Annotated in this window: 22 protein-coding genes; 10 read left to right on the top strand and 12 right to left on the bottom strand. The window is 59.2% G+C overall.

Features of this window, described 5'->3' with window-relative positions:
- Positions 1-4: 4 nt before the first annotated feature.
- The 3 genes from prpC to VCJ09_RS10615 all read right to left on the bottom strand — a co-directional run bounded on the left by prpC (position 5) and on the right by VCJ09_RS10615 (position 2,871).
- Positions 5-1,168: a bifunctional 2-methylcitrate synthase/citrate synthase gene (prpC, locus tag VCJ09_RS10625; RefSeq protein WP_324734281.1), complete on the bottom strand. Its 1,164-nt coding sequence runs from the start codon at positions 1,166-1,168 to the stop codon at positions 5-7.
- A gap of 72 nt (positions 1,169-1,240) precedes the next feature.
- The gene (prpB, locus tag VCJ09_RS10620) at positions 1,241-2,137 is read right to left on the bottom strand and encodes a methylisocitrate lyase (RefSeq protein WP_324734280.1); all 897 of its coding nucleotides are present in this window, start codon (positions 2,135-2,137) and stop codon (positions 1,241-1,243) included.
- Positions 2,134-2,871: a GntR family transcriptional regulator gene (locus VCJ09_RS10615; protein ID WP_324734279.1), complete on the bottom strand. Its 738-nt coding sequence runs from the start codon at positions 2,869-2,871 to the stop codon at positions 2,134-2,136. The genes prpB and VCJ09_RS10615 overlap by 4 nt, the downstream gene beginning before the upstream one ends.
- A 304-nt stretch (positions 2,872-3,175) precedes the next feature.
- Between VCJ09_RS10615 and rloA the strand changes: the two genes are divergently transcribed.
- From rloA to pabB, 4 genes are all read left to right on the top strand, one after another.
- The gene (rloA, locus tag VCJ09_RS10610; protein WP_079201780.1) at positions 3,176-3,727 is read left to right on the top strand and encodes a retropepsin-like aspartic peptidase RloA; all 552 of its coding nucleotides are present in this window, start codon (positions 3,176-3,178) and stop codon (positions 3,725-3,727) included.
- Between the two features lie 5 nt (positions 3,728-3,732).
- Positions 3,733-5,259, top strand: coding sequence for an osmotic stress tolerance membrane protein RloB (gene rloB, locus VCJ09_RS10605; RefSeq protein WP_079201779.1), 1,527 nt, complete (start codon positions 3,733-3,735; stop codon positions 5,257-5,259).
- A gap of 3 nt (positions 5,260-5,262) precedes the next feature.
- Positions 5,263-6,249: an alpha-L-glutamate ligase-like protein gene (locus tag VCJ09_RS10600; RefSeq protein WP_079201778.1), complete on the top strand. Its 987-nt coding sequence runs from the start codon at positions 5,263-5,265 to the stop codon at positions 6,247-6,249.
- 232 nt (positions 6,250-6,481) lie between these two features.
- Complete coding sequence (gene pabB / locus VCJ09_RS10595; protein ID WP_324734278.1) at positions 6,482-7,825, top strand: aminodeoxychorismate synthase component I; 1,344 nt, start codon at positions 6,482-6,484, stop codon at positions 7,823-7,825.
- 87 nt (positions 7,826-7,912) lie between these two features.
- On the opposite strand, the gene thrH is transcribed toward pabB, so the two are convergent.
- Positions 7,913-8,530 (bottom strand): bifunctional phosphoserine phosphatase/homoserine phosphotransferase ThrH, encoded by a 618-nt coding sequence (gene thrH, locus VCJ09_RS10590; protein ID WP_324734277.1) that lies wholly within the window; start codon positions 8,528-8,530, stop codon positions 7,913-7,915.
- A gap of 232 nt (positions 8,531-8,762) precedes the next feature.
- Here thrH and VCJ09_RS10585 point away from each other — a divergent pair, with 232 nt between their 5' ends.
- Positions 8,763-9,497, top strand: coding sequence for a phosphoadenylyl-sulfate reductase (locus VCJ09_RS10585; RefSeq protein WP_324734276.1), 735 nt, complete (start codon positions 8,763-8,765; stop codon positions 9,495-9,497).
- Between the two features lie 59 nt (positions 9,498-9,556).
- Here the strand turns inward: VCJ09_RS10585 and cysB are convergent, their stop codons facing one another.
- The 3 genes from cysB to VCJ09_RS10570 all read right to left on the bottom strand — a co-directional run bounded on the left by cysB (position 9,557) and on the right by VCJ09_RS10570 (position 12,251).
- Complete coding sequence (gene cysB, locus VCJ09_RS10580; protein WP_324734275.1) at positions 9,557-10,531, bottom strand: HTH-type transcriptional regulator CysB; 975 nt, start codon at positions 10,529-10,531, stop codon at positions 9,557-9,559.
- A 133-nt stretch (positions 10,532-10,664) separates the two neighbouring features.
- Positions 10,665-11,165, bottom strand: a complete 501-nt coding sequence (locus VCJ09_RS10575; RefSeq protein ID WP_324734274.1) for a universal stress protein — start codon at positions 11,163-11,165, stop codon at positions 10,665-10,667.
- Between the two features lie 180 nt (positions 11,166-11,345).
- On the bottom strand, positions 11,346-12,251 hold the full coding sequence (locus tag VCJ09_RS10570; protein WP_324734644.1) for a 5'-nucleotidase: 906 nt from the start codon (positions 12,249-12,251) through the stop codon (positions 11,346-11,348).
- Positions 12,252-12,591: 340 nt separating this feature from the next.
- On the opposite strand from VCJ09_RS10570, the gene VCJ09_RS10565 reads away from it, so the two are divergent.
- Both VCJ09_RS10565 and VCJ09_RS10560 read left to right on the top strand, forming a co-directional pair.
- Complete coding sequence (locus VCJ09_RS10565) at positions 12,592-13,008, top strand: PilZ domain-containing protein (RefSeq protein WP_079201770.1); 417 nt, start codon at positions 12,592-12,594, stop codon at positions 13,006-13,008.
- Positions 13,009-13,174: 166 nt separating this feature from the next.
- Positions 13,175-14,251, top strand: coding sequence for a 3-deoxy-7-phosphoheptulonate synthase (locus VCJ09_RS10560; RefSeq protein WP_079201769.1), 1,077 nt, complete (start codon positions 13,175-13,177; stop codon positions 14,249-14,251).
- Between the two features lie 56 nt (positions 14,252-14,307).
- Here VCJ09_RS10560 and VCJ09_RS10555 read toward each other — a convergent pair whose 3' ends face one another.
- Both VCJ09_RS10555 and VCJ09_RS10550 read right to left on the bottom strand, forming a co-directional pair.
- Entirely contained in the window at positions 14,308-14,589 is a 282-nt protein-coding gene (locus VCJ09_RS10555) for a GNAT family N-acetyltransferase (protein WP_324734273.1), read from the bottom strand.
- 208 nt (positions 14,590-14,797) lie between these two features.
- Complete coding sequence (locus VCJ09_RS10550) at positions 14,798-16,174, bottom strand: GntP family permease (protein ID WP_324734272.1); 1,377 nt, start codon at positions 16,172-16,174, stop codon at positions 14,798-14,800.
- A 420-nt stretch (positions 16,175-16,594) separates the two neighbouring features.
- On the opposite strand from VCJ09_RS10550, the gene oprI reads away from it, so the two are divergent.
- Complete coding sequence (gene oprI, locus VCJ09_RS10545; RefSeq protein WP_090242095.1) at positions 16,595-16,846, top strand: outer membrane lipoprotei OprI; 252 nt, start codon at positions 16,595-16,597, stop codon at positions 16,844-16,846.
- Between the two features lie 329 nt (positions 16,847-17,175).
- Entirely contained in the window at positions 17,176-18,204 is a 1,029-nt protein-coding gene (locus VCJ09_RS10540; RefSeq protein WP_324734271.1) for an IS30 family transposase, read from the top strand.
- Between the two features lie 322 nt (positions 18,205-18,526).
- Here VCJ09_RS10540 and VCJ09_RS10535 read toward each other — a convergent pair whose 3' ends face one another.
- The 3 genes from VCJ09_RS10535 to VCJ09_RS10525 all read right to left on the bottom strand — a co-directional run bounded on the left by VCJ09_RS10535 (position 18,527) and on the right by VCJ09_RS10525 (position 21,140).
- Positions 18,527-19,165 carry a DUF2238 domain-containing protein gene (locus tag VCJ09_RS10535; protein ID WP_324734270.1) on the bottom strand — a complete coding sequence of 213 codons (639 nt, stop codon included), beginning with the start codon at positions 19,163-19,165 and terminating at the stop codon, positions 18,527-18,529.
- 133 nt (positions 19,166-19,298) lie between these two features.
- Entirely contained in the window at positions 19,299-19,901 is a 603-nt protein-coding gene (locus VCJ09_RS10530; protein WP_324734269.1) for a glutathione S-transferase family protein, read from the bottom strand.
- A gap of 72 nt (positions 19,902-19,973) precedes the next feature.
- On the bottom strand, positions 19,974-21,140 hold the full coding sequence (locus VCJ09_RS10525) for an aminotransferase-like domain-containing protein (RefSeq protein WP_324734268.1): 1,167 nt from the start codon (positions 21,138-21,140) through the stop codon (positions 19,974-19,976).
- A 94-nt stretch (positions 21,141-21,234) separates the two neighbouring features.
- Between VCJ09_RS10525 and VCJ09_RS10520 the strand changes: the two genes are divergently transcribed.
- Positions 21,235-21,690, top strand: coding sequence for a MarR family winged helix-turn-helix transcriptional regulator (locus VCJ09_RS10520; protein ID WP_324734267.1), 456 nt, complete (start codon positions 21,235-21,237; stop codon positions 21,688-21,690).
- Positions 21,691-21,784: the final 94 nt, after the last annotated feature.

Here is a 21,784-nt window from a genome sequence, read left to right as displayed (position 1 = left end):
CTGATCATGGGCGATCCTTGAGCGGCACGAACGTGAGGTCTTCGGGACCGACGTAGTTGGCGCTCGGGCGAATGATCTTGCCGTCGATACGTTGCTCGATGACGTGGCTGGACCAGCCCGAGGTGCGGGCAATCACGAACAGTGGGGTGAACATGGCGGTCGGCACACCCATCATGTGGTAGCTGACCGCGCTGAACCAATCGAGGTTGGGGAACATCTTCTTGATTTCCCACATGGTCGATTCCAGGCGCTCGGCGATGTCGTACATCTTAGTGCTGCCCTGCTCGGTGGAGAGCTCGCGGGCCACGTCCTTGATCACCTTGTTGCGCGGATCACTCACGGTATAGACCGGATGACCGAAACCGATGACCACTTCCTTCTTCTCGACCCGCGCGCGAATGTCGGCCTCGGCCTCGTCCGGGTTGTCGTAGCGCTTCTGAATCTCGAAGGCGACCTCGTTGGCACCACCATGCTTGGGGCCGCGCAGCGCGCCGATGCCACCGGCAATGGCGGAGAACATGTCCGAACCAGTGCCGGCGATCACCCGCGAGGCAAAGGTAGAGGCATTGAATTCGTGCTCGGCGTAGAGGATCAGCGAGCAGTGCATGGCACGCACCCAGGACTCGCGCGGCGTCTCGCCATGCAGCAGATGGAGGAAGTGACCACCGATGGAGTCGTCGTCGGTTTCCACCTCGATGCGCTTGCCGTTATGGCTGAAGTGGTACCAGTACAACAGCATGGAGCCTTGCGAGGCCATCAGCTTGTCGGCGATATCGCGGGCGCCGGGATGGTTGTGGTCGTCCTTCTCCGGCGCCAGGCAGCCGAGCACGGACACGCCGGTACGCATCACATCCATCGGATGAGCGGACGGAGGCAGCTGCTCCAGGGCGGCTTTCAGCGCCGCCGGCAGGCCACGCAGGGCCTTGAGCTTGGCCTTGTAACCCGCCAGCTCGGCGGCATTGGGCAGCTTGCCGTGTACCAGCAGGTGAGCAATTTCCTCGAACTCGCAGGTAGTGGCGACATCGAGGATGTCATAGCCACGGTAGTGCAGGTCGTTACCGCTGCGACCGACGGTACACAGCGCGGTGTTGCCGGCGGTGGTGCCGCTCAGGGCTACGGATTTCTTCGGCTTGAAGCCTGGGGTGGTGGTTTCTGGGGTCGAGCTCATCGCTTGTCTCTCCTCGTCCGATCCGGTCGGGTATTTCTTGTTATGCGCAGGCCGCGGCGGCTCGCGCGCCAGTTATTTCTTGGCGGCAAACAGCGCGTCGAGATGCGCTTCGAACGCGTGGTAGTTGATGCGCTCGTAGAGCTCCATGCGGGTCTGCATGGTGTCGATCACATTCTTCTGGGTGCCGTCACGGCGCAGCGCGGTGTAGACGTTCTCGGCCGCCTTGTTCATGGCGCGGAAGGCCGACAACGGATAGAGCACCAGGGACACGTCGACACTGGCCAGCTCGTCGGTGGTGTACAGCGGGGTGGCGCCAAACTCGGTGATGTTGGCCAGGATCGGTGCCTTGATGCGGTCGGCGAAGGTCTTGTACATCGCCAGCTCGGTGATCGCCTCGGGGAAGATCATGTCGGCGCCGGCCTCAATGCACGCCTCTGCGCGATCCAGCGCCGAGTTCAGGCCCTCGACGGCTAGCGCATCGGTGCGCGCCATGATCACGAAACTGTCGTCGGTGCGCGCATCCACGGCTGCCTTGATCCGGTCGATCATCTCCTGCAGGGTGACGATTTCCTTGTTCGGCCGATGACCGCAGCGCTTGGCGCCCACCTGGTCCTCGATGTGAATCGCCGCGGCGCCGAACTTGATCATCGACTTGACGGTACGCGCCACGTTGAACGCCGAGGAACCGAAGCCGGTGTCGACATCCACCAGCAGCGGCAGGTCGCAGACGTCAGTGATCCGCCGTACATCGGTCAACACATCATCCAGCCCGGTGATACCCAAATCCGGCAAGCCCAGTGAGCCGGCTGCCACGCCACCACCGGACAGGTAGATCGCCTTGAAACCGGCGCGTTTGGCCAACAGCGCATGGTTGGCATTGATCGCACCTACGACCTGCAGCGGATGTTCTGCGGCAACCGCATCGCGGAAACGCTGGCCGGGACTGCTCTGACTGGAAGGCTGACTCATGACTCACCTCGGGGTTTGGCTGTCTTGGTTGGCGCGCCCTGCCCCATGTTCATGGCGAAGTGGCGCTCGATATTGCGTTTGGACGCACCGATGTGACGGCGCATCAGCAACTCTGCGAGTTCGCCATCGCGTTCGGCGATGGCGTCGAGAATGCGGTGGTGTTCGGCGAACGCCTGACGCGGGCGGTTCGGTGTAGCGGAGAACTGCAGGCGGTACATGCGCACCAGCTGATACAGCTCACCGCAGAGCATCTGCACAAGGGTGCGGTTGCCGCTGCCTTGAATGATCCGGTAGTGGAAATCGAAATCGCCTTCCTGCTGGTAGTAGCCGACGCCCGCCTTGAAGGCCGCGTCCTGCTCATGCAGATCGAGCACCCGGCGCAGGTCATCGATCTCCGTCTGGCTCATCCGCTCGGCGGCCAGGCGGCAGGCCATGCCCTCCAGCGACTCGCGGATCTCATAGAGCTCGATTAGCTCGGCGTGATCGAGCGACACCACCCGTGCGCCCACATGGGGAATGCGCACTAACAGACGCTGACCTTCCAGGCGGTGAATCGCCTCACGCAGCGGCCCGCGACTGATGCCATAGGTGCGCGCAAGCTCCGGTTCGGAAATCTTGCTGCCTGGTGCAATCTCGCCTTTGACGATGGCAGCCTGAATCCGGCGAAAAACATGCTCGGACAGCGTTTCCGAGTCATCTTGAACGATACGGGGCAACTCAATGGCATCGGGCATATTGTCGACACTACTTGCTAGATTTGCCAAAAAATTACCCCATACAAGCATTGATGTCAAACATTCAACCTGGACTGTCGACAATAACTCGGATAACAAAAAGTTCTGACCCGCCCTATCTTCTTGCATAAACGCCTATAAGCGTCTGTCGCAGCAGCAAAACCCCCGTGATAGAATGCCACCCACTTGCGCCTGGCCTAGCGTTGTTGCCATGCCCGCTAGAGTTCAAACCAGGCGCAGCGGCTATGCCGTCTCGCCCGCTGGTCTTGTTATCCGATGACCGCGCTATACCTAAATAGGACTTATGAGACTCAAGCCCTTCGCCCTGCCGTTCTGCCTGTTATTACTGCCTGGCCTGGGTCTCGCCGCCGCAGAGAAGGCCGTATACGGCCTGAATGAACACGCAATGCTGTTCAACCTCGGTCTGCAAGTGCCGGCCAAGTTGGATACTGGCGCCAAGACAGCGTCCTTGAGCGCGCGGGATATCAAACGTTTCAAGCGTGAAGGCGAACCCTGGGTGCGCTTTTACCTGGCAATCGACGATGCCCATGCCCATCCTATCGAGCGCCCGCTGGCGCGGATCAGCAAAATCAAACGCCGCGCCGGCGACTATGATCCAGAGGAAGAAAAAACCTATACCGCACGCCCGGTCATCGAGCTGGATATCTGCATGGGCCAAGCCCTGCGCACTATCGAAGTGAACTTGACCGACCGTAGTGCATTCCAATACCCGTTATTGATCGGCTCCGATGCACTCAAGCGTTTCAGTGCACTGGTCGATCCAAGCCTTAAATACGCAGCAGGAAAACCTGGCTGTCCTCCTGACGCAAACATTGGCGCCACCCCTAATGAGTAATGCCTATGCGCTCTCTTAACCTGCATCTGAAAATCCTGATCACACTATTGGTGGGTCTGGGGATTCTGATTACGGCCTATCAAATTTTCATTCTCGGCATACCACTGACCGAAGATGAAACCGATGACCTGTGGAACATCGACGCCAGAGTCGAATTCCAGGCCAGCCCGCGTGAGCCAGTCAAGCTACAGATGTTCGTGCCGCCACTGAATCAGGATTACGTCAGCCTCAACGAGAGCTTCATCTCCAACAATTATGGCGTGAGCATCAATCGCGCCAACGGCAATCGCAAGGTCACCTGGTCTGCCCGGCGCGCCGGCGGCAAGCAAACCCTGTACTACCGCCTGGTATTGACCAAGCGCTACAGCGGCGAGCAAGCCAAGAGCGAAGGCCCGATCTTCCGCGACAGCATTCCCGTGGAAGGCGCCGAGAAGATTGCGGCCGAGGCCCTGCTCGCACCGATCCGACAGCACTCGGCAGACGTCGAAACCTTTATCAGCGAAACCATCAAACGGGTCAACAACGTCAACGACGACAACGTCAAACTGCTGCTGGGCGGCGATGCCTCGACCGCAAATAAAGCCGATGCCATCGAGCTGCTGCTGTCCATTGCCCATGTGCCTATGGAGCGCGTACACACCATTCGCCTGGCTGCCGAGATTCAGCAAAGCCCCGAGTTATGGTTGCGCAGCTTCAACGGCGAAAAATGGCTGTACTTCAACCCTGATACTGGCCAACAAGGTATGCCGAGCGACCGCCTGATCTGGTGGATCGGCGACGATAATCTGGTCAACCTCGAAGGCGGCAAGCAAGCGAACGTCAGCTTCACCCTGAGCAACAGCGAGATGAATGCCATCCGCCTGGCCAAGTTGACTGACGAAAACACTGACGCCGACTTCCTCGAATACTCGATGTACAGCCTGCCGCTTTCTACCCAGCAGACTTTCCAGATCATGATGGTGATCCCGGTCGGCGTGCTGGTGATTCTGATCCTGCGCAACCTCGGTGGCTTGCAGACCCTGGGCACCTTCACGCCGGTGCTGATCGCCTTGGCCTTCCGTGAAACCCAGCTGGGCTTCGGCATCATGCTGTTCACCGTCATTACGGCTTTGGGCCTGTCACTGCGCTCCTACCTCGAGCACCTGAAACTGCAGATGCTGCCCAGACTCTCGGTGGTCCTGACCTTCGTGGTGGTACTGATCGCGGCAATCAGCCTGTTCAGCCATAAACTTGGCCTCGAACGCGGCCTCTCGGTGGCGCTGTTCCCGATGGTGATTCTGACCATGACCATCGAGCGCCTGTCCATCACTTGGGAAGAACGTGGTGGCGGTCATGCCTTCAAGGTCGCCATCGGCACCCTGGTTGCCGCGACCCTGGCTCACTTGTTGATGAGCGTGCCGGAGCTGACCTACTTCGTCTTTACCTTCCCGGCTGTGCTGATGATCCTGGTGGGCTTCATGCTGGCGATGGGCCGCTACCGCGGCTACCGCCTGACCGAACTTTTCCGCTTCAAAGCCTTCCTGAAGGATTGAGCCATGCTAGGTCTCTGGAAAACATGGAAGGCCCTTGAAGCCAAAGGCATCATGGGCATCAACCGCCGTAATGCGGACTACGTACTGAAGTACAACAAGCGCAACCTGTATCCGATCGTCGATGACAAGATCATCACCAAGGAACGCGCCATCGCAGCCGGCATCGATGTGCCGGAAATGTATGGCGTGATCGAGACCGAAAAAGGCATCGACAAGCTGCGCGAGATCATTGGCGATCGCCCGGACTTCGTGGTCAAGCCAGCGCAAGGTGCTGGCGGCGATGGCATTCTGGTTATCGCTGACCGCTTCGAGGATCGCTATCGAACGGTTTCCGGCAAGATCATCAGCCATGAGGAAATCGAACATCAGATATCCAGCATCCTCACCGGCCTGTACTCGCTGGGCGGTCACCGTGACCGCGCACTGATCGAATACCGCGTCATTCCCGACCCCATCTTCAAGAGCATCAGCTACGAAGGTGTACCGGACATCCGCATCATCGTGCTGAAGGGCTACCCGGTGATGGCCATGGTGCGCTTGCCGACCCGCCAGTCTGGCGGCAAGGCCAACCTGCACCAAGGCGCGATCGGTGTGGGCGTGGATCTGGCAACCGGGGTGACCCTGCGCGGCACCTGGCTGAATACCAAGATCAGCAAGCACCCGGACACCACCAATTCGGTAGACGGCGTACAGCTACCCAACTGGAACGGTTTCATGACGCTGGCCGCCGGCTGCTATGAACTGTGTGGCCTTGGCTATATCGGCGTGGACATGGTCCTCGACCAGGAGAAAGGCCCGCTGATTCTCGAGCTCAACGCGCGCCCCGGCCTGAACATCCAGATCGCCAACGACTGCGGCCTCACTCACCGCGCCCATGCAGTGGAAGCACGCCTGGTCGAACTGGCGAAAAAAGGCATAACCGAGACGCCAGAGGAACGCATGCGCTTCGCCCAGGAGCTGTTTGGTCACGCAGCCAAAGCAGAGATCTGAACCAGGGTTTTCACGCTAAGGACGCTAAGCCAGGCAGGCTGCCCGTAACAAAAATCGGAAACGACCCAAAGTGCCGCTCACTCAAGCAAAGTGATCGGCACTTTTTGTGACCTGGATGCACGCCTGAAGATCGAGACCCAGCGCCCTTATCCGCACAGTACCCAGACAGAGCTCTAGGATGAATGTGGCAGGCGTTCTACAATCGTCTGCCGCGCGCCTCTGAAAGCCTCGCATGTCTACTTGCCTTGTACACGCCCTACCCTATCGTGCCGACCCGGCCACCTACTTCGACGTCGTCTGTCACGCGCCAGGGGCGGTGCTGTTGGATGCCGGCCGCCCGGCCGCCCAGCGTGGACGCTATGATCTGATCAGCGCCTGGCCAACGGCCGAGCTGATCCCAACGCCTGACGAACCGGCCACTGACTTCCTGCAACGCCTGCGCGCCAGCCTGGCAGCGCTGGGTGAGGCCAAAGCACCTGACGACTGCCCACTGCCCTTCGTCGGCGGCTTGATTGGCTACCTGGGCTACGACTTCGGCCGACGCCTGGAAACCATGCCCGAACAGGCAAGCGACGACCTGGGCTTGGCCGATGCGCAACTGGGCTTGTATGCCTGGGCCCTGATTACCGACCATCACCTGGGCACCAGCCAGCTGATGTTTCATCCAACGCTGACCACTGCACAACGGCAGCACTTGATCGAGCTGTTCGATGCGCCACAAGCGCAGGCGCAGGCGCCTTTTGCGCTGACCGGGGCATTCAAGGCAGATATTGATGCAAGCGAGTATCGCCATGCCATCGAACGCATCCAGGCCTATATTCAGTCCGGCGACTGTTACCAGGTGAACTTTGCCCAACGCTTTCGCAGCCACTATCAAGGCGATCCCTGGACGGCTTATCGCACCTTGCGCGCGGCCTGCCCGACGCCCTTCGCCGGCTACCTGGCCCTGGCGGATAACGGCGCGATCATCAGCCTGTCGCCTGAACGCTTCCTGCGCGTCAGCGAAGGTCACGTGGAAACCCGCCCGATCAAGGGCACCCGCCCACGCCACAGCGACCCCGAGCAGGATGCCGCACATGCCGAAACACTATTGGGCAGCCCCAAGGATCGCGCCGAAAACCTGATGATCGTCGATCTGCTGCGCAACGACCTGGGCCGCAACTGCACGATCGGTTCGGTACGTGTGCCGGAGCTGTTTGCCCTGGAGAGCTATCCCAACGTGCACCACTTGGTCAGCGCGGTGACGGGCGAACTGGCGCCAGGCAAAGACGCCCTGGACCTGCTCGCCGGCAGCTTCCCCGGCGGCTCGATCACCGGCGCGCCGAAAATCCGTGCCATGCAGATCATCGACGAACTGGAACCCACCCGCCGGGCACTCTATTGCGGCTCGTTGCTTTATCTGGACGTGCGTGGAGAGCTGGACAGCTCGATTGCCATCCGCAGCCTACTGGCCAAAGACGGGCAGATCAGTTGCTGGGGCGGCGGCGGGATAGTCGCCGACTCCGACTGGCAGGCGGAATACCAGGAGTCCATCACCAAGGTGAAGATCTTGCTGGAAACGCTGGAGGGGATGTAGCTGCAAGCTGCAAGCGAGGCTCGAAACGAAGTGACAACCGCCTAACGCCTTCGCCCTACTCTGCAAGCTTGCAACTTGCCGCTGCGGTTACACGCTCAGGTCGCGATTGGACGCCTTGATGAACTCGCGCTTGAGATCATCAAAGGTGTGCACCGCCGGGAACTGCGGAAACTCGCGAATCACGTTTTCCGGCGCATGAAACAGAATGCCCGCATGAGCCTCGCTGAGCATGGTGGTGTCGTTGTACGAGTCGCCTGCGGCGAGTACCCGGTAGTAGAGACTCTTGAGCGCGACCACCGACTGCCGCTTGGGATCCTTCTGGCGCAACTGGTAGCTCACCACGCGATCATTCTCGTCGGTGACCAGCTTGTGGCACAGCAGCGTCGGGAAACCCAGCTGGCGCATCAGCGGCTGGGAGAATTCATAGAAGGTGTCCGAGAGAATCACCACCTGAAAGCGCTCACGCAGCCAGTCGATGAACTCCACCGCGCCGTCCAGCGGCTTGAGGGTGGCGATGACTTGCTGGATGTCGTTCAGCTTCAGGCCATGCTCATCGAGAATGCGCAGGCGCTGCTGCATCAGCACGTCGTAATCCGGAATATCCCGGGTGGTCGCTTTCAGCGATTCGATGCCGGTTTTTTCCGCGAAGGCGATCCAGATCTCCGGGACCAAAACACCTTCCAGGTCGAGACAAGCGATTTCCACGGGACACTCCTAGATTGGGCTTGAAAGAAGGCGGCACTCTAGCGGCTCGCCGGAGGCTGCGCAACGCAAGGCTTATACCCAAACTAGACGGACACCCTCGAACTTGGTTATTTAGCGGTATAACGCCTTTTTGCTACCATCGGCGCACAGAGCGTCCCGAGGGCGCAAATACGCCAGGCGCAGTAGCCTGGTGGCTTCCTCTTAGCGCCACCCCAACCAGGAATCCAGCCCGATGAGCCACCCATTCGATGTAGCCGAACTGGCCGCAACCTACGCCAACAAGTCGCCCCAGGACATTCTCAAACTTGCCTTTGAGCACTTTGGCGATGAACTGTGGCTGTCCTTCAGCGGCGCCGAGGACGTGGTGCTGGTGGACATGGCCTGGAAGCTGAACAAAAACGTCAAGGTCTTCAGCCTCGACACCGGCCGCCTGCACCCGGAGACCTACCGCTTCATCGAGCAGGTGCGTGATCACTACGGCATCGCCATCGACGTACTTTCCCCCGACGCGACGGCACTAGAGGCACTGGTCAAGGAAAAAGGCTTATTCAGCTTCTACAAGGACGGCCACAGCGAATGCTGCGGTATTCGCAAGACCGCCCCGCTGCGGCGCAAGCTCGCCACGGCCAAGGCCTGGGCTACCGGCCAGCGCCGCGATCAGAGCCCCGGCACCCGCAGCGAGGTCGCGGTGGTGGAAATCGACACGGGCTTCTCCACCCCGGAAAACACCCTGTACAAGTTCAACCCGCTGGCGCAGATGAGCAGCGAAGACATCTGGGCCTATATTCGCATGCTGGAAATCCCCTACAACAGCCTGCATGAGCGCGGTTTCATCAGCATCGGCTGCGAGCCGTGCACCCGCCCTGTACTGCCCAATCAGCACGAGCGCGAAGGCCGTTGGTGGTGGGAGGAAGCCACGCAGAAGGAATGCGGCCTGCACGCCGGTAACCTGATCGCCAAGAACTGATGCACTGATTAGCAAGAAAAACCCGGCACTTGGCCGGGTTTTTCTTGCTCGAAAGCCACTCAGTAAGTCGGCAACTCGACATCGCGGAATAACTCTTCCAGCTCGGCCTTGTTATGACACTGCACCGCACTGGCCAGCACATCGCGGGTCAGGTGCGGGGCAAATTTCTCGATGAAATCGCACATGAATCCGCGCAGGAAGGTGCCGCGGCGAAAACCTATCTTGGTCACACTGGACTCGAACAGATCGCTGGCATCGAGCACCACCAGATCGGGATCGAGTGTGGCGTCCACCGCCATTTTGGCCACGATGCCCACGCCGAGCCCAAGCCGCACATAGGTTTTGATCACGTCGGCATCGGCAGCAGTAAAGACCACTTTGGGCGTCAGGCCGCGGTGACTGAAGGCCTCGTCCAGCTTGGAGCGGCCGGTGAAGCCGAATACATATGTGACGATAGAGTGCTCGGCGAGGGCTTCCAGGGTCAGCTTCGGCAGCTTGCTCAACGGATGCCCCTGAGGCACTACCACGCAGCGATTCCAGCGGTAGCACGGCATCATCACCAGATCATTGAACAGTTCCAGCCCCTCGGTGGCGATGGCGAAATCCACGGTGCCATCGGCGGCCATTTCGGCGATCTGCATCGGCGTGCCCTGGTGCATGTGCAGAGCGACATCCGGGTATTGCTTGATGAATGCGCTGATCACTGCAGGCAAGGCATAGCGCGCCTGGGTATGGGTCGTGGCGATGGACAAGGTGCCTTTCTTCTCGTTGGAGAATTCCTGGGCGATCTGCTTGATGCTTTCGACCTTGCGCAGGATTTCTCCGGCAGTGGTGATGATCCGCTCGCCCGCCGGGGTAACCCGGGTCAGGTGCTTGCCGCTGCGCGCGAAGACCTCCACGCCCAATTCGTCTTCGAGTAAACGGATCTGCTTACTGATGCCCGGCTGCGAGGTATAGAGGCTTTGCGCTGTGGCCGACACATTGAGGTCGTGATGCGCGACTTCCCAGATGTAGCGCAGTTGCTGAAGCTTCATAAAAATCCCTCAAAGCAGAATAAGCAGCCGTTCAGTGACCGGCGGCGTCATATAACCATATATATGGTTTAACTATTAAATCTAGATGATTTTATTTGGTTTTGCCGATTATTCTTTGAAATATAAAACGACCTCAAGCCTCCCCCCGGGCTCGGTGCTGCAGCATCGGCACCAGATACACAGGAACTTCAGACAATTGCACCAGCCGCGCAGCGGTTCGCCCCAAGGGGATATCCAGACCGGCACCATGACTGTGACTGCCTACGACCAGCAAATCCACCCCACGTTTCTGCGCCTCCTCGAGAATCACCTGAGGCGGATCGCCCTGCACCACCTGCACCGCACGGATCACTTCGAGCTCATGCTGGGACTCGCCGAGCTCGTCACGAAAGCCTTCCAATACCCTCTGTTCGATACTCGCCATGACCGTACTCAGGCCATTAGAGCGCAGCTCCTTGATCTGCTCTTCATCCAGGAAGGTTTGCAGCACCGATTCGGCAAACAACCCCATTGGCTCCACTGCATGCACGACATATAGGTTGGCATTGAACGCGCGAGTCAGCGCCAAGGCATGCTGCAAGACATAGGGGGCATAAAGACCAAGATCGGTAGCATAGAGAATCGAGCGAATCATGCGGCCTCCTAGACTGCCTACGTCTGGCAGGCCTCACTTGAGCTTAGCAGTGCCATCCGCATGTCAACAAAACTACAGTTATTCAGGACGAATGGTTATATGCACAAGGCCTGAGTGCCGCTGGGTGCGGCATCCGTATTCAGGCTGGTACAGTAGAACTACGCGAGAACCGACAGGCTGCTAGCGCTGCGGCTCGTTACTCACGCCATGCGGTACATGCCCGGTAGCAACGACTTCACGGGCTTTCTCGCAGTGCCCCGCCTGGTCGTCGAAGAATACGTCGGCACCGAAGGTCTCGAGGATCGCAGCCTTCTCCAGCCCGCCCAGAAAGAACGACTCATCCAGGCGAATATTCCACTCGCGCAACGTGCGAATGACTCGTTCGTGTGCCGGTGCCGAGCGAGCCGTGACCAAGGCCGTGCGGATCGGACAGGCCTCCTCGGGAAACTCCTGCTGCAGGAGGTGCAGCGCCGCCAGGAAGGGCTTGAAGGGTCCCCCACCGAGCAACTCGCGGGCCGACTCGCGCTCGTGGCTCTGGAAGGCTTCCAGGCCGCCCTGCTGATAGACCCGCTCGGACTCGTCGGAAAACAGCACGGCATCGCCGTCGAAAGCGATGCGCAGCTCATTGCTCGCGGCCCGCCGCGCCCCCCCAGAAAGAATGGTGGCCGCGCCAAAACCCGAGCGCAGCGCGCTACGCACATCCTCGGCGTGAGTCGAGAGAAACAGATGGCAGCCGAACGCCGCCAAATAGGGGTCAGGGCTACGACCACCGACAAAAGCCGCACGCGAGATGCCAAGGCCGTAGTGCTGGATCGAGTTAAACGCGCGCAACCCAGTATCGGCACTGTTGCGCGACACCAGAATCACTTCCACCCGCGCCTGACCCAACGTCGTGTTTAATCCCAGCAGCTTCTCGACCAAGGGAAACGCGTCGCCAGGCATGAGAATTTCGTCCTCATGCTCGATCTGGTAGCGACGATAGGCTTCGACCCCTTCGCCCTCATACACGCGATGACTCTCGCGCAGGTCGAACAGCGCCCGTGAGGAAATCGCCAGCACCAGCTTGTCACTCATCCCCTTGCTCATACTTACCTCGGTGTCTGTGAAAAACTCGGCCACCGTCGCGAGGCCACTATCCGTGGGGCTGGAGGCAGCGGCAACCGGCGGATGGAACACCTCATAGCGTGCGACCAGGCCAGCATTATCGGCCGCGTCGATCCAGGCCAGGCGCGTGATCGGCAGCAGCAATGTCGGCAGCTCTCGGTGCGCACAATGACAATTGCTACAGCCTGTGCCGGTGAAAATCAGCAGAGAAGTGCCGGGTAGATCCAGCAAGCGGCGATCCGCATCAAAGTCGGTCAGTTGCAATTCAGACACTATACTATTTAGAACGATGTCAAATTGATGGCATAGGGAGTCGGTTGCCATGCGACGGTTTCTGCGTCACCCCAGCGATATGCCCGTGGAGTTGGTGCTCCGCAAATCAACCTTTATACCCAAACAACGGCTGAACAATATCAGCCTCGGCGGAGTGGCGTGCAATTCCAGATGCGGTTTTCGCCCTGGTACTGCGATAGAGCTACGCATCCCACTGCTTGGCGAGCAAGCACGCTACCCCGGGGTGGTGGCCTGGTGCCGCAAACAGCCCGACGATTACCTGGTTGGCATAGCCTTTATCGACGAGGACACGTTATTTCGTGCACGCATGATCGAACAGATCTGTCAGATCGAACATTACCGCCAGCAACGCGAACAAGAGCTGGGCGAACACCTAGCCATTGAGAGTATCGCCGAGGAGTGGGTTGCACAGCACGCGGCTGAATTCGCCAGCGCCAACCTGTAATCCTGGTTTCGTTCCGCTTAACGACCTTAGACCCATTGTCTAGCCAACCTGTAACGCGCTAAGGTTCTGCATCCCCGCTGTGCTCATAAATGCTGCGCTCCGCCACACGGGGAGCGCTGGCGGCCGGCACCCGTGACCTGACGACCCTGACCTGATGAAAAGCACGATGGCTGATTTACCAATCAATGACCTTAACGTTGCCTCCAACGAAACCCTGATCACACCCGATCAGCTAAAGCGCGAAATTCCGCTGACCGATACCGCGCTGCACACTGTCGCCACTGGTCGCCAGGTGATTCGCGACATCCTCGATGGTAAAGACCATCGCTTGTTTGTCGTAGTTGGTCCCTGCTCGATTCACGACATCAAAGCGGCCCACGAATACGCCGAACGCCTCAAGGCGCTTGCGGCGGAAGTGTCGGACAGCCTGTACCTGGTGATGCGCGTGTACTTTGAAAAGCCGCGCACCACGGTGGGTTGGAAAGGCTTGATCAACGACCCCTATATGGACGACTCGTTCAAGATTCAGGACGGTTTGCACATCGGTCGCCAGTTGCTGCTCGACTTGGCTGAAATGGGCCTGCCTACTGCTACCGAGGCGCTCGACCCGATCTCCCCGCAGTATTTGCAGGATTTGATCAGCTGGTCGGCCATCGGCGCACGCACCACCGAGTCGCAAACCCACCGCGAAATGGCCTCTGGCTTGTCCTCAGCGGTTGGCTTCAAGAACGGCACCGACGGCGGCCTGACCGTAGCGATCAACGCGCTGCAATCGGTTTCCAGCCCGCATCGCTTCCTCGGCATCAACCAGGAAGGTGGAGTGTCCATCGTCACCACCAAGGGTAATGCCTACGGTCATGTGGTGTTGCGCGGCGGTAACGGCAAGCCGAACTACGACTCGGTCAGCGTGGCCGTTTGCGAGCAGGAACTGACCAAGGCCGGTATTCGCCCGAATGTCATGGTCGATTGCAGCCATGCCAACTCGAACAAGGATCCGGCGCTGCAACCGTTGGTGATGGACAACGTTGCCAACCAGATCCTCGAAGGCAATCAATCGATCATTGGTCTGATGGTCGAGAGTCATCTGGGCTGGGGTAGTCAATCGATACCGAAAGACCTCAACCAGCTGAAATACGGCGTGTCCGTCACCGATGCCTGCATCGACTGGGATAGCACCGAAAAAACGCTGCGCAGCATGCACGCCAAACTCAAGGATGTACTGCCCCAGCGTCATCGCGGCTAAACGCCGCAGTTACAAAAACGCCGGGCTAAGCCCGGCGTTTTTGTTAAGCGTCTTCGTCAGCCTTTGACACTATGCCGCTGGCGGCGCTCCATATAACGTTCGACGTAGGAACACGAAGGAATCACCGTGTAATCCATGCGCTCGGCGTACTGCAAGGCATGCTCGGTCAATGCGGCGGCAATGCCACGACCACGCAGCGAATTCGGAACGAAGGTGCGGTAAATATCCAAGGTCTGCTTGCCCAGATCCATATAGGCCAGGTACGCACGATTACCATCCACTGTGGTCTCGAACTGGTGACCCTTAAGGTCATGGTGAATGGACAACGCCTCGCTCATCCCAACTCCTCTGAAAATAACCTGCAAACCATACCCGCACCTTAGCGATATTTTCCGGGCGAAGCGACCTTGGCATTCCACCAGCATCGAACTTACATTCGCAATCGCCCGCATTCATCAGCGCTGCCGCCCCGAATTGTATATTCAGGCAAAGGCGCAGACGTACACAGGCATACCAACAACCTAGGCAATCTTCGCCTCGGCTTGCCTAGAACACACTCAAGTAAGCGATGCTGCACAGCACCGCAATCACCGGAATCAATACCGTCACGACGAAAATGTCCTTGTAAGCCTGCTTGTGGGTCAAGCCCATGATCATCAGCATGGCAATCACTGCTCCGCAGTGTGGCAACGAGTCAAACCCGCCGGAGGCAATGTTGGCTATACGGTGAAGGACTTCGGGCTCGACACCCATTTCCAGATATTTTGGCGCCAGGGTCTGCATGAATATCTGCAAGCCGCCCGAGGAGGAGCCGACGATCCCGGAAACCACGCTGACCGAGACAAAAATCGACAACAGCGGCGGCAAATCAACCGTCAGAATCCACTGGGAAAACTGGGCAAAGCCAGGCGTCTGGGTGACCACGCCACCAAAGCCAATCACCGCAGCGGTGTTCAGCAACGGCATGATCGCATCGTCAGCGCCCTGCCCGAGCAACGCTAGCGTATTGCGCCGCAAGCCAGCGAACAGCATGACCGCAACCCCAGTGGCGATCACCAGAGCCAGGCTCGGCCAAAGAATAGGCTGCTGTTGACTGAAGCCCACCAACGGGCCCAACAAGCCTTGCCCCGGGACGATCGCGTCACTCATCAGCAGCACGCGCGGCAGCATGATGATGCCCAACACCACCAGGATAGGCACCACAGCCAAGCTCCAATGCGGACCCGAACCCGGCGCGCCGGCCAATTGCTCCATGCGCAAATCCTGCGCATTGGCCTCAAAACCCTCGCCGCGCTCGCGCGCCAAGCGCCATTCACGCTGAACATAAGCCATGCCCATCGCAACCATCATCACGCTCACGGCCACACCAATCCAGGCCCCGGCAAACAGATCGGTGCCCAAGGCGCTGGCGGCGATGACATTATGAATCGAGGGCGTGCCCGGCATCGCAGTCATGGTGAAGGTACCGGCGCCCAAGGCGGTGGCAGCACAGAATAGGCGCTTGGGCAGGTTGGCCTCACGCATCAAGGTGATGCCCAGTGGGTACATGGTAAAAATAACCACGAACACCACCACCCCGCCATAGGTCAGCAATGCACAGACCAGCATGGTGACCCACAGGGTCCGGCTAATGCCGAGACTGCGCGTAATGGCCTGAGCGATACTGCTGGCCGCCTGGCTTGCGGCCATGACCTTGCCAAATATGGCGCCGCAAAGGAACAGCAGAAAGAACTTGCCGGCAAAGCTGAAGGCGCCCAAGGGGCCGAAAGGGAAATACTCGAGTAGTGCCTTTGGAGCCGGCAAGCCATTGCTCAGCGCCACTACCAGGGCGCAGAGCAAGGCCGCAATGAATATATTCACCCCGCGCAGTGCCATAAAAATCAATAAGGCCAAGCCAACCAACAACCCTGCATTCCCGAGCATATGTAATTCTCCGTGATTTTCGTACTTGTCAGACCACCTTCAAAAACCGCAACGCATGCCTGGGTCTGCCGAGATACCGCTCACTTAAGCCCAGCGAGCGGCATTGTGTAGCCCAATAAAACCCAGGGAATCCAGCGTCGACAGACCTCGCGCAGATTGTATCCAGAACCCTGCATGCGACAAACGAAGCAACAGAGTCCCTTAACCGGAGGCGCGACGCAGCATAAACAACGAGAACTGTATGTTTTTCATACAAAGCAGCACAACTTGCCGCTGCGTCCTTAGCCTGCATGAAAAAAACATGCCGCACTTGCACGGCCTACATTTACTTACTAAAAGTTATGGGTAGTATGTACGCCGGCTAATTTCCTATTATTTGGAAATTGCTTTTATGGAAAATTCCACCTCAAGGGGAACACGATGAACAACGTTCTGAAATTCTCTGCTCTGGCTTTGGCCGCAGTTCTGGCTACCGGTTGCAGCAGCATGTCCAAAGAAACTGAAGCACGTCTGACCGCTACCGAAGACGCTGCTGCTCGCGCTCAAGCCCGTGCCGATGAAGCCTATCGCAAGGCTGATGACGCTATGGCAGCTGCTCAGAAGGCTCAGCAAACTGCTGACGAAGCCAATGAGCGCGCTCTGCGTATGCTGGAAAAAGCCAGCCGCAAGTAATAGTCCTTCAAGGCTAATTAAAGCCGACCCCTCTAAGGGTCGGCTTTTTTATGCGTGCACCAAGCGCGGTAATCCCTCCAGAAGAAACTCACCTATCGGCTTTCGCAACACCACTACAACTTCCACCAGTGCCTTATCCCCACAGCGTCGCTAGCGTCGCGCAGTGCGCGTCTTTTCAGCACACGCCTGTTAGCGCTTGGAGTTGGTGTCCCGGTAATCCCCCAAGCAAGCCAGGGCTTGGCTAGACAATTGCAGCCGGGGTTTTATTACCGTGGGCGGCGGCAAAAACTGAGTGCAACACCTGACCTTTCCGGTACGGTGTTGCCCCTATGTCTTATTCCGAACTCAGCGTTGAAGAGCGCGCCACCATTCAAATCGGTCGTGCCCAAGGCTTCAGCCTGCGCAAGATTGCCTGCTTGATCACCCGATCCCCTTCGACCATCAGCCGTGAGCTGCGCCGCAATCGAGATGCCTGTGGCGGCTACTCGGCCCGCTTGGCCCAGCAGCAGATGCAGGACCGCCGTCAGGTTTGTCGACCGATGCGAAAACTGTTGCCGGGTAGCGAGCGCTTCGAGTTGGTGGCCCATATGCTGCGTGGGCGTTTGTCTCCAGAGCAGATTGCCGGCAAGCTGCGCAGCATGAACATTCCCAGCCTCAGAGATGCCTACGTCTGTCGCGAGACGATCTATAACGCGTTCTATGCCTTGCCGGTCGGCGAGCTGCGTAAGGAGCTGATCATCTGCCTGCGCCAAAGCAAGACGACGCGCAGACCGCGTTCTGGCGGCGTGGATCGGCGCGGACAGATCCCCGAGATGGTCAGCATTCATGTGCGCCCGCCGGAGATCGAAGACCGGCTGATGCCGGGGCATTGGGAAGGCGACCTGATCAAGGGTAAGGCCAACGCCTCGTCTGTAGGCACGTTGGTGGAGCGCACCAGTGGCTACCTGATGCTGGTGAAGATGAATGACGCGACGGCAACCTCGGCGATGGAGGGCTTCAGTGCAGCGCTCAATGGCATGCCGTTGGCGATGCGCAAGAGCATGACCTACGACCAGGGTCGAGAAATGGCGCGGCATGCTGAAATCACCCAGCAGACCGGGGTGGCAATTTACTTCTGCGACCCACACAGTCCCTGGCAGCGCGGCAGCAACGAGAACATCAACGGCCTGATCCGGCAGTACCTGCCCAAAGGAACGGACTTGTCGGTGCATAGCCAGGAAACGTTGGATGCCATTGCCTTGCAAATGAATATGCGTCCCCGTAAACGCTTCGACTTTAAATGCCCGATCGAAGTTATTGGGGAAGTAATGCAAAAGGCCATGACAATGCAGCATGATGCTCCAGCCTCAATTCAATAACCGTGTTGCACTCAGCTCCTGCAACCGCCGTGTTTCTGCCAATTGACCGGGAGTGCAAACGCTGCTGACGCCGATTGCTGTCGCGCAGCGTAAGCGATCCCGAACTGTCCGACTGCCTGCTGCAAACTCCGAAACGCCTGCTACTCGAGCAGGTCGAAGGAACACCGACGCGCTGACACCTGAGCCCCGCTGGCTCGGCGACATCAGCCAATACGCTGGATTGCCACAGGTTACGTAGGCAGCCGTGCATGCCGGTAATGGTTGGCCAGCCGCCACACAGGTCGAGGGTCTGCGCTGGAGGCTCTATGTGACCACTTCGGTTTCACTGCCCGACCAGGCTTCGGCGCCGATTGCCGGCGCCAAATCGCGACCCCGCCGCCACTATCAGCAATACGCTCAAGGCCCCCAGCATCGCTAGTCCAGAATCTTTTTGAGCGTCCCATTCGTCGCCCTGGGTGCCCAGGAACGCTGAACCCAACTCTGGGCTGACCAGCACGGCCGCGAGCATTTCCACCTGTTCGTAGAATGCGCTCAAGGCCATCACCACGGCGAGGCTGAGGATAGCCAGCCACAGGCCAGTGAGCCTCGCCGAACGATGCAGTAACTCGCGCAGGGGATAGACCAACAGTAAGCCAAAGGAGAAATGCACCAGCCGGTCGTAGTGGTTGCGGTCAAGCGCAAAAGTTTCCTGATACCAGAAGCCCAGCGGCGTTTCGGCATAGGTGTAATGGGAGCCGTACAGATGCATGCCGAGGAACAAGGCGAACAGCCAATACGCCGTCAGGGAAAATGCAAAGCGTCGATAGGTCGCCAGCAACAGGCCGGCGAAAAAGAACACCAGCAGGTTTTCCAACAACCAGTCCTCGCGGCTCAAGGGGTTGATCGCGGCCCACAGCCAGATCAGCAGGAGCATGACCACGATCAGCGCCAACTGGATTTTGCGGCTGGGGACTTCGATCATGCGCAGGTTCACTCCAGACGGTTGCCGCCAGGGCGGCTGGCATAGGGTCAAAACAGCCGACTGATCGACCTGCTTCGAACTGTAGCAGCCCGGCGCAACATGCTGCGTGCATCGAGCAGAGCGAGATGCCTTATTAACCCAGCATGCTCACATGCTTCGGGTGACTGGCGACGCGATCGAGCCAGGCGCGAATGGACGGATAGGGGCCAAGATCGAAACCGCCCTCATCGGCCACATGGGTGTAGGCGTAGAGCGCGATATCGGCAATCGAATACTGTTCGCCAACCAGGTAGGAGGTGCGCTGCAGCTGCCGCTCCATCACCTTGAGCGCCTTGTGGCCGCGCGCATGGCAGTCTTCATATTCCTTACGGCGCGCCTCAGGCAGGCCCTGGTAGAGCTGGATAAAGCGCGCCACGGCGATGTAGGGCTCGTGGCTGTATTGTTCGAAGAACTGCCACTGCAGCACCTGGGTGCGCAGGCGCGACTCGCTCGGCAGAAACTCCGTGCCGTCGGCGAGGAAGTTGAGAATCGCATTGGACTCCCACAGGCAGGTGCCGTCTTCCAGTTCCAGCACCGGGATCTTGCCGTTGGGATTCTTCGCCAGGAACGTCTCGCTCTGGGTTTCGCCCCTGAGGATGTCCACGGGCACCCACTGATGGGCAATACCCAGCAGGTTGAGCATCAACTTGACCTTGTAACAGTTGCCCGAACGGGTGTCGCCGTAGACCTTGTACATCGCCTTGCTCTCCCTCTACTCGTCTGTCATAGGCGGCGGGCTGCCGCTGCGCGGCGAGGCCGCCCTACTCGATCAAGCCGCCAGATTGGCCTGCGCTTCGCGGATCACCCCGGCCAGGCGCTTGAGGCCTTCGTCCAGGCGCGCCGGGGCAATATGGCTGAAGTTAAGCCGCATATGCCCCGGATGCTGATCCGGATCGATGAAAAACGGCTCGCCCGGCATGAAGGCAACGTTCTGCGCCAGCGCCGGCGTGAGCAAGGTACGCGTATCCAGCGGCTGTTTGAGGGTCAGCCAGAAGAACAAGCCGCCCTGAGGAATCTGCCAATCGGCCAGATCGCTGAAGTGCTCCTGCAACACCGCTTGCATGGCATCCCGGCGGATGCGGTAGAAGTCGCGCAACTCGGCCAGATGCTCGCGGTAGTGACGGGTGCCCAACCATTGCAGGGCCTGCCACTGGCCGACGCGGTTGGTGTGCAAATCCGCCGACTGCTTGAGACGCAGCAGGTAGGGGAACAGGTCCGGGGTCGCAATCAGGTAACCGACGCGCAGGCCTGGCAGCAGGGTCTTGGACACGGTGCCGGTATAGATCCAGCTGGCTTTTTGCAGGCGGCTGACGATCGGCGTGGCGCTGCCCTCGTCGAACACCAGCTCGCGGTAGGGTTCGTCTTCGATCAGGGTCACGCCGAACTCGTCGAGCAAGGCCGCCACCGCGTCGCGCTTGGCTTCGCTGTAGCGCACCGCCGAGGGGTTCTGGAAGGTCGGGATCAGGTAGGCAAAAGCCGGCTTGTGCTGTTCCAGGCGCTGACGCAGCGCGTCGATCTGCGGGCCATCGGCCTCCTGCGGCACGCCGATGCAGTCGGCGCCAAACAACTGGAAGGCCTGCAAGGCGGCCAGATAGGTCGGCGCTTCGAGCAAAACTTCGGTGCCCGGATCGATAAACAGTTTGCTGGCCAGGTCCAGGGTCTGCTGCGAACCACTGACGATCAGCACCTGGCTGGCATCGCAGGGTACGCCAAGGGCGCGGGCTTCATCGGCGATGGCCTCGCGCAATGCCGGTTCGCCTTCGCTCATGCCGTACTGGCCCATGCTCGCCGGCATATCCGCCCATTCGACCTTGGGCAGCATCGGCTCGGCCGGCAGGCCACCGGCAAAGGACATTACTTCCGGGCGCTGCGCCGCGGCGAGAATTTCACGGATCAAGGAGCTTTTCAGGCGGGCAACGCGTTCGGAGAAGGCCATGGAGACACCGGTAGCAAAGGCGAATAAAAATAGGTCAAACTGTTTGACCGAAATTACGACACCCCGACCCAATACGTCAACAGGCTTGACCTTAATGCCTGACCTCAAAAACGTCACCACCCAACAAGCCGCCATGGAAGCCTTCTTCTTCGGTTACCAGGCGTTCACCGCCAAGGCCGACGAAATGCTGGCGCGTCGCGGCCTGTCGCGCGTGCACCACCGCATTCTGTTTTTTATCGCCAAGTACCCGGGGCTGAGCATGAAGGAACTGCTGGCCTACCTGGGCGTGAGCAAACAGGCACTCAATACGCCGCTGCGCCAGTTACTGGAAATGGGCCTGGTGGAAAGCCTGACGGCCGCAGATGACAAGCGTAAGCGCCTACTCGGGTTTACCCCTGAAGGGGCCAAGCTGGAACTGGCTCTGCGCCGCGAACAGGCCAAGCTGTTGCAACGGGCCTTCGGCGAAGTTGGTGAGGACGCCATAAAGGGCTGGCTAGAGGTCAATCAGGCCCTGGGTAACAGCCATCAGGGCGGATTGACGAAAGGTTAAAACGCCTTGTGCGGTGCAACTGTACCGCCCACTTCAGCGCACACTTGCAAACTGTTCCACCCAATGCCTGCCCCGCTGTACCGCGACGCGCCGC

The sequence above is a fragment of the Pseudomonas paeninsulae genome (assembly GCF_035621475.1).
Classification (GTDB): domain Bacteria; phylum Pseudomonadota; class Gammaproteobacteria; order Pseudomonadales; family Pseudomonadaceae; genus Aquipseudomonas; species Aquipseudomonas paeninsulae.
Note: the sequence above shows the minus strand (reverse complement) of the source record. Positions and strands in the feature narration are given on the sequence as shown.

Coding starts and splice junctions, on each gene's coding strand:
- prpC (WP_324734281.1), bottom strand. CDS start 1,168: ATGAGCTCGACCCCAGAAACCACCACCCCAGGCTTCAAGCCGAAGAAA.
- prpB (WP_324734280.1), bottom strand. CDS start 2,137: ATGAGTCAGCCTTCCAGTCAGAGCAGTCCCGGCCAGCGTTTCCGCGAT.
- VCJ09_RS10615 (WP_324734279.1), bottom strand. CDS start 2,871: ATGCCCGATGCCATTGAGTTGCCCCGTATCGTTCAAGATGACTCGGAA.
- rloA (WP_079201780.1), top strand. CDS start 3,176: ATGAGACTCAAGCCCTTCGCCCTGCCGTTCTGCCTGTTATTACTGCCT.
- rloB (WP_079201779.1), top strand. CDS start 3,733: ATGCGCTCTCTTAACCTGCATCTGAAAATCCTGATCACACTATTGGTG.
- VCJ09_RS10600 (WP_079201778.1), top strand. CDS start 5,263: ATGCTAGGTCTCTGGAAAACATGGAAGGCCCTTGAAGCCAAAGGCATC.
- pabB (WP_324734278.1), top strand. CDS start 6,482: ATGTCTACTTGCCTTGTACACGCCCTACCCTATCGTGCCGACCCGGCC.
- VCJ09_RS10585 (WP_324734276.1), top strand. CDS start 8,763: ATGAGCCACCCATTCGATGTAGCCGAACTGGCCGCAACCTACGCCAAC.
- cysB (WP_324734275.1), bottom strand. CDS start 10,531: ATGAAGCTTCAGCAACTGCGCTACATCTGGGAAGTCGCGCATCACGAC.
- VCJ09_RS10575 (WP_324734274.1), bottom strand. CDS start 11,165: ATGATTCGCTCGATTCTCTATGCTACCGATCTTGGTCTTTATGCCCCC.
- VCJ09_RS10570 (WP_324734644.1), bottom strand. CDS start 12,251: ATGAGCAAGGGGATGAGTGACAAGCTGGTGCTGGCGATTTCCTCACGG.
- VCJ09_RS10565 (WP_079201770.1), top strand. CDS start 12,592: ATGCGACGGTTTCTGCGTCACCCCAGCGATATGCCCGTGGAGTTGGTG.
- VCJ09_RS10560 (WP_079201769.1), top strand. CDS start 13,175: ATGGCTGATTTACCAATCAATGACCTTAACGTTGCCTCCAACGAAACC.
- VCJ09_RS10555 (WP_324734273.1), bottom strand. CDS start 14,589: ATGAGCGAGGCGTTGTCCATTCACCATGACCTTAAGGGTCACCAGTTC.
- VCJ09_RS10550 (WP_324734272.1), bottom strand. CDS start 16,174: ATGCTCGGGAATGCAGGGTTGTTGGTTGGCTTGGCCTTATTGATTTTT.
- oprI (WP_090242095.1), top strand. CDS start 16,595: ATGAACAACGTTCTGAAATTCTCTGCTCTGGCTTTGGCCGCAGTTCTG.
- VCJ09_RS10540 (WP_324734271.1), top strand. CDS start 17,176: ATGTCTTATTCCGAACTCAGCGTTGAAGAGCGCGCCACCATTCAAATC.
- VCJ09_RS10535 (WP_324734270.1), bottom strand. CDS start 19,165: ATGATCGAAGTCCCCAGCCGCAAAATCCAGTTGGCGCTGATCGTGGTC.
- VCJ09_RS10530 (WP_324734269.1), bottom strand. CDS start 19,901: ATGTACAAGGTCTACGGCGACACCCGTTCGGGCAACTGTTACAAGGTC.
- VCJ09_RS10525 (WP_324734268.1), bottom strand. CDS start 21,140: ATGGCCTTCTCCGAACGCGTTGCCCGCCTGAAAAGCTCCTTGATCCGT.
- VCJ09_RS10520 (WP_324734267.1), top strand. CDS start 21,235: ATGCCTGACCTCAAAAACGTCACCACCCAACAAGCCGCCATGGAAGCC.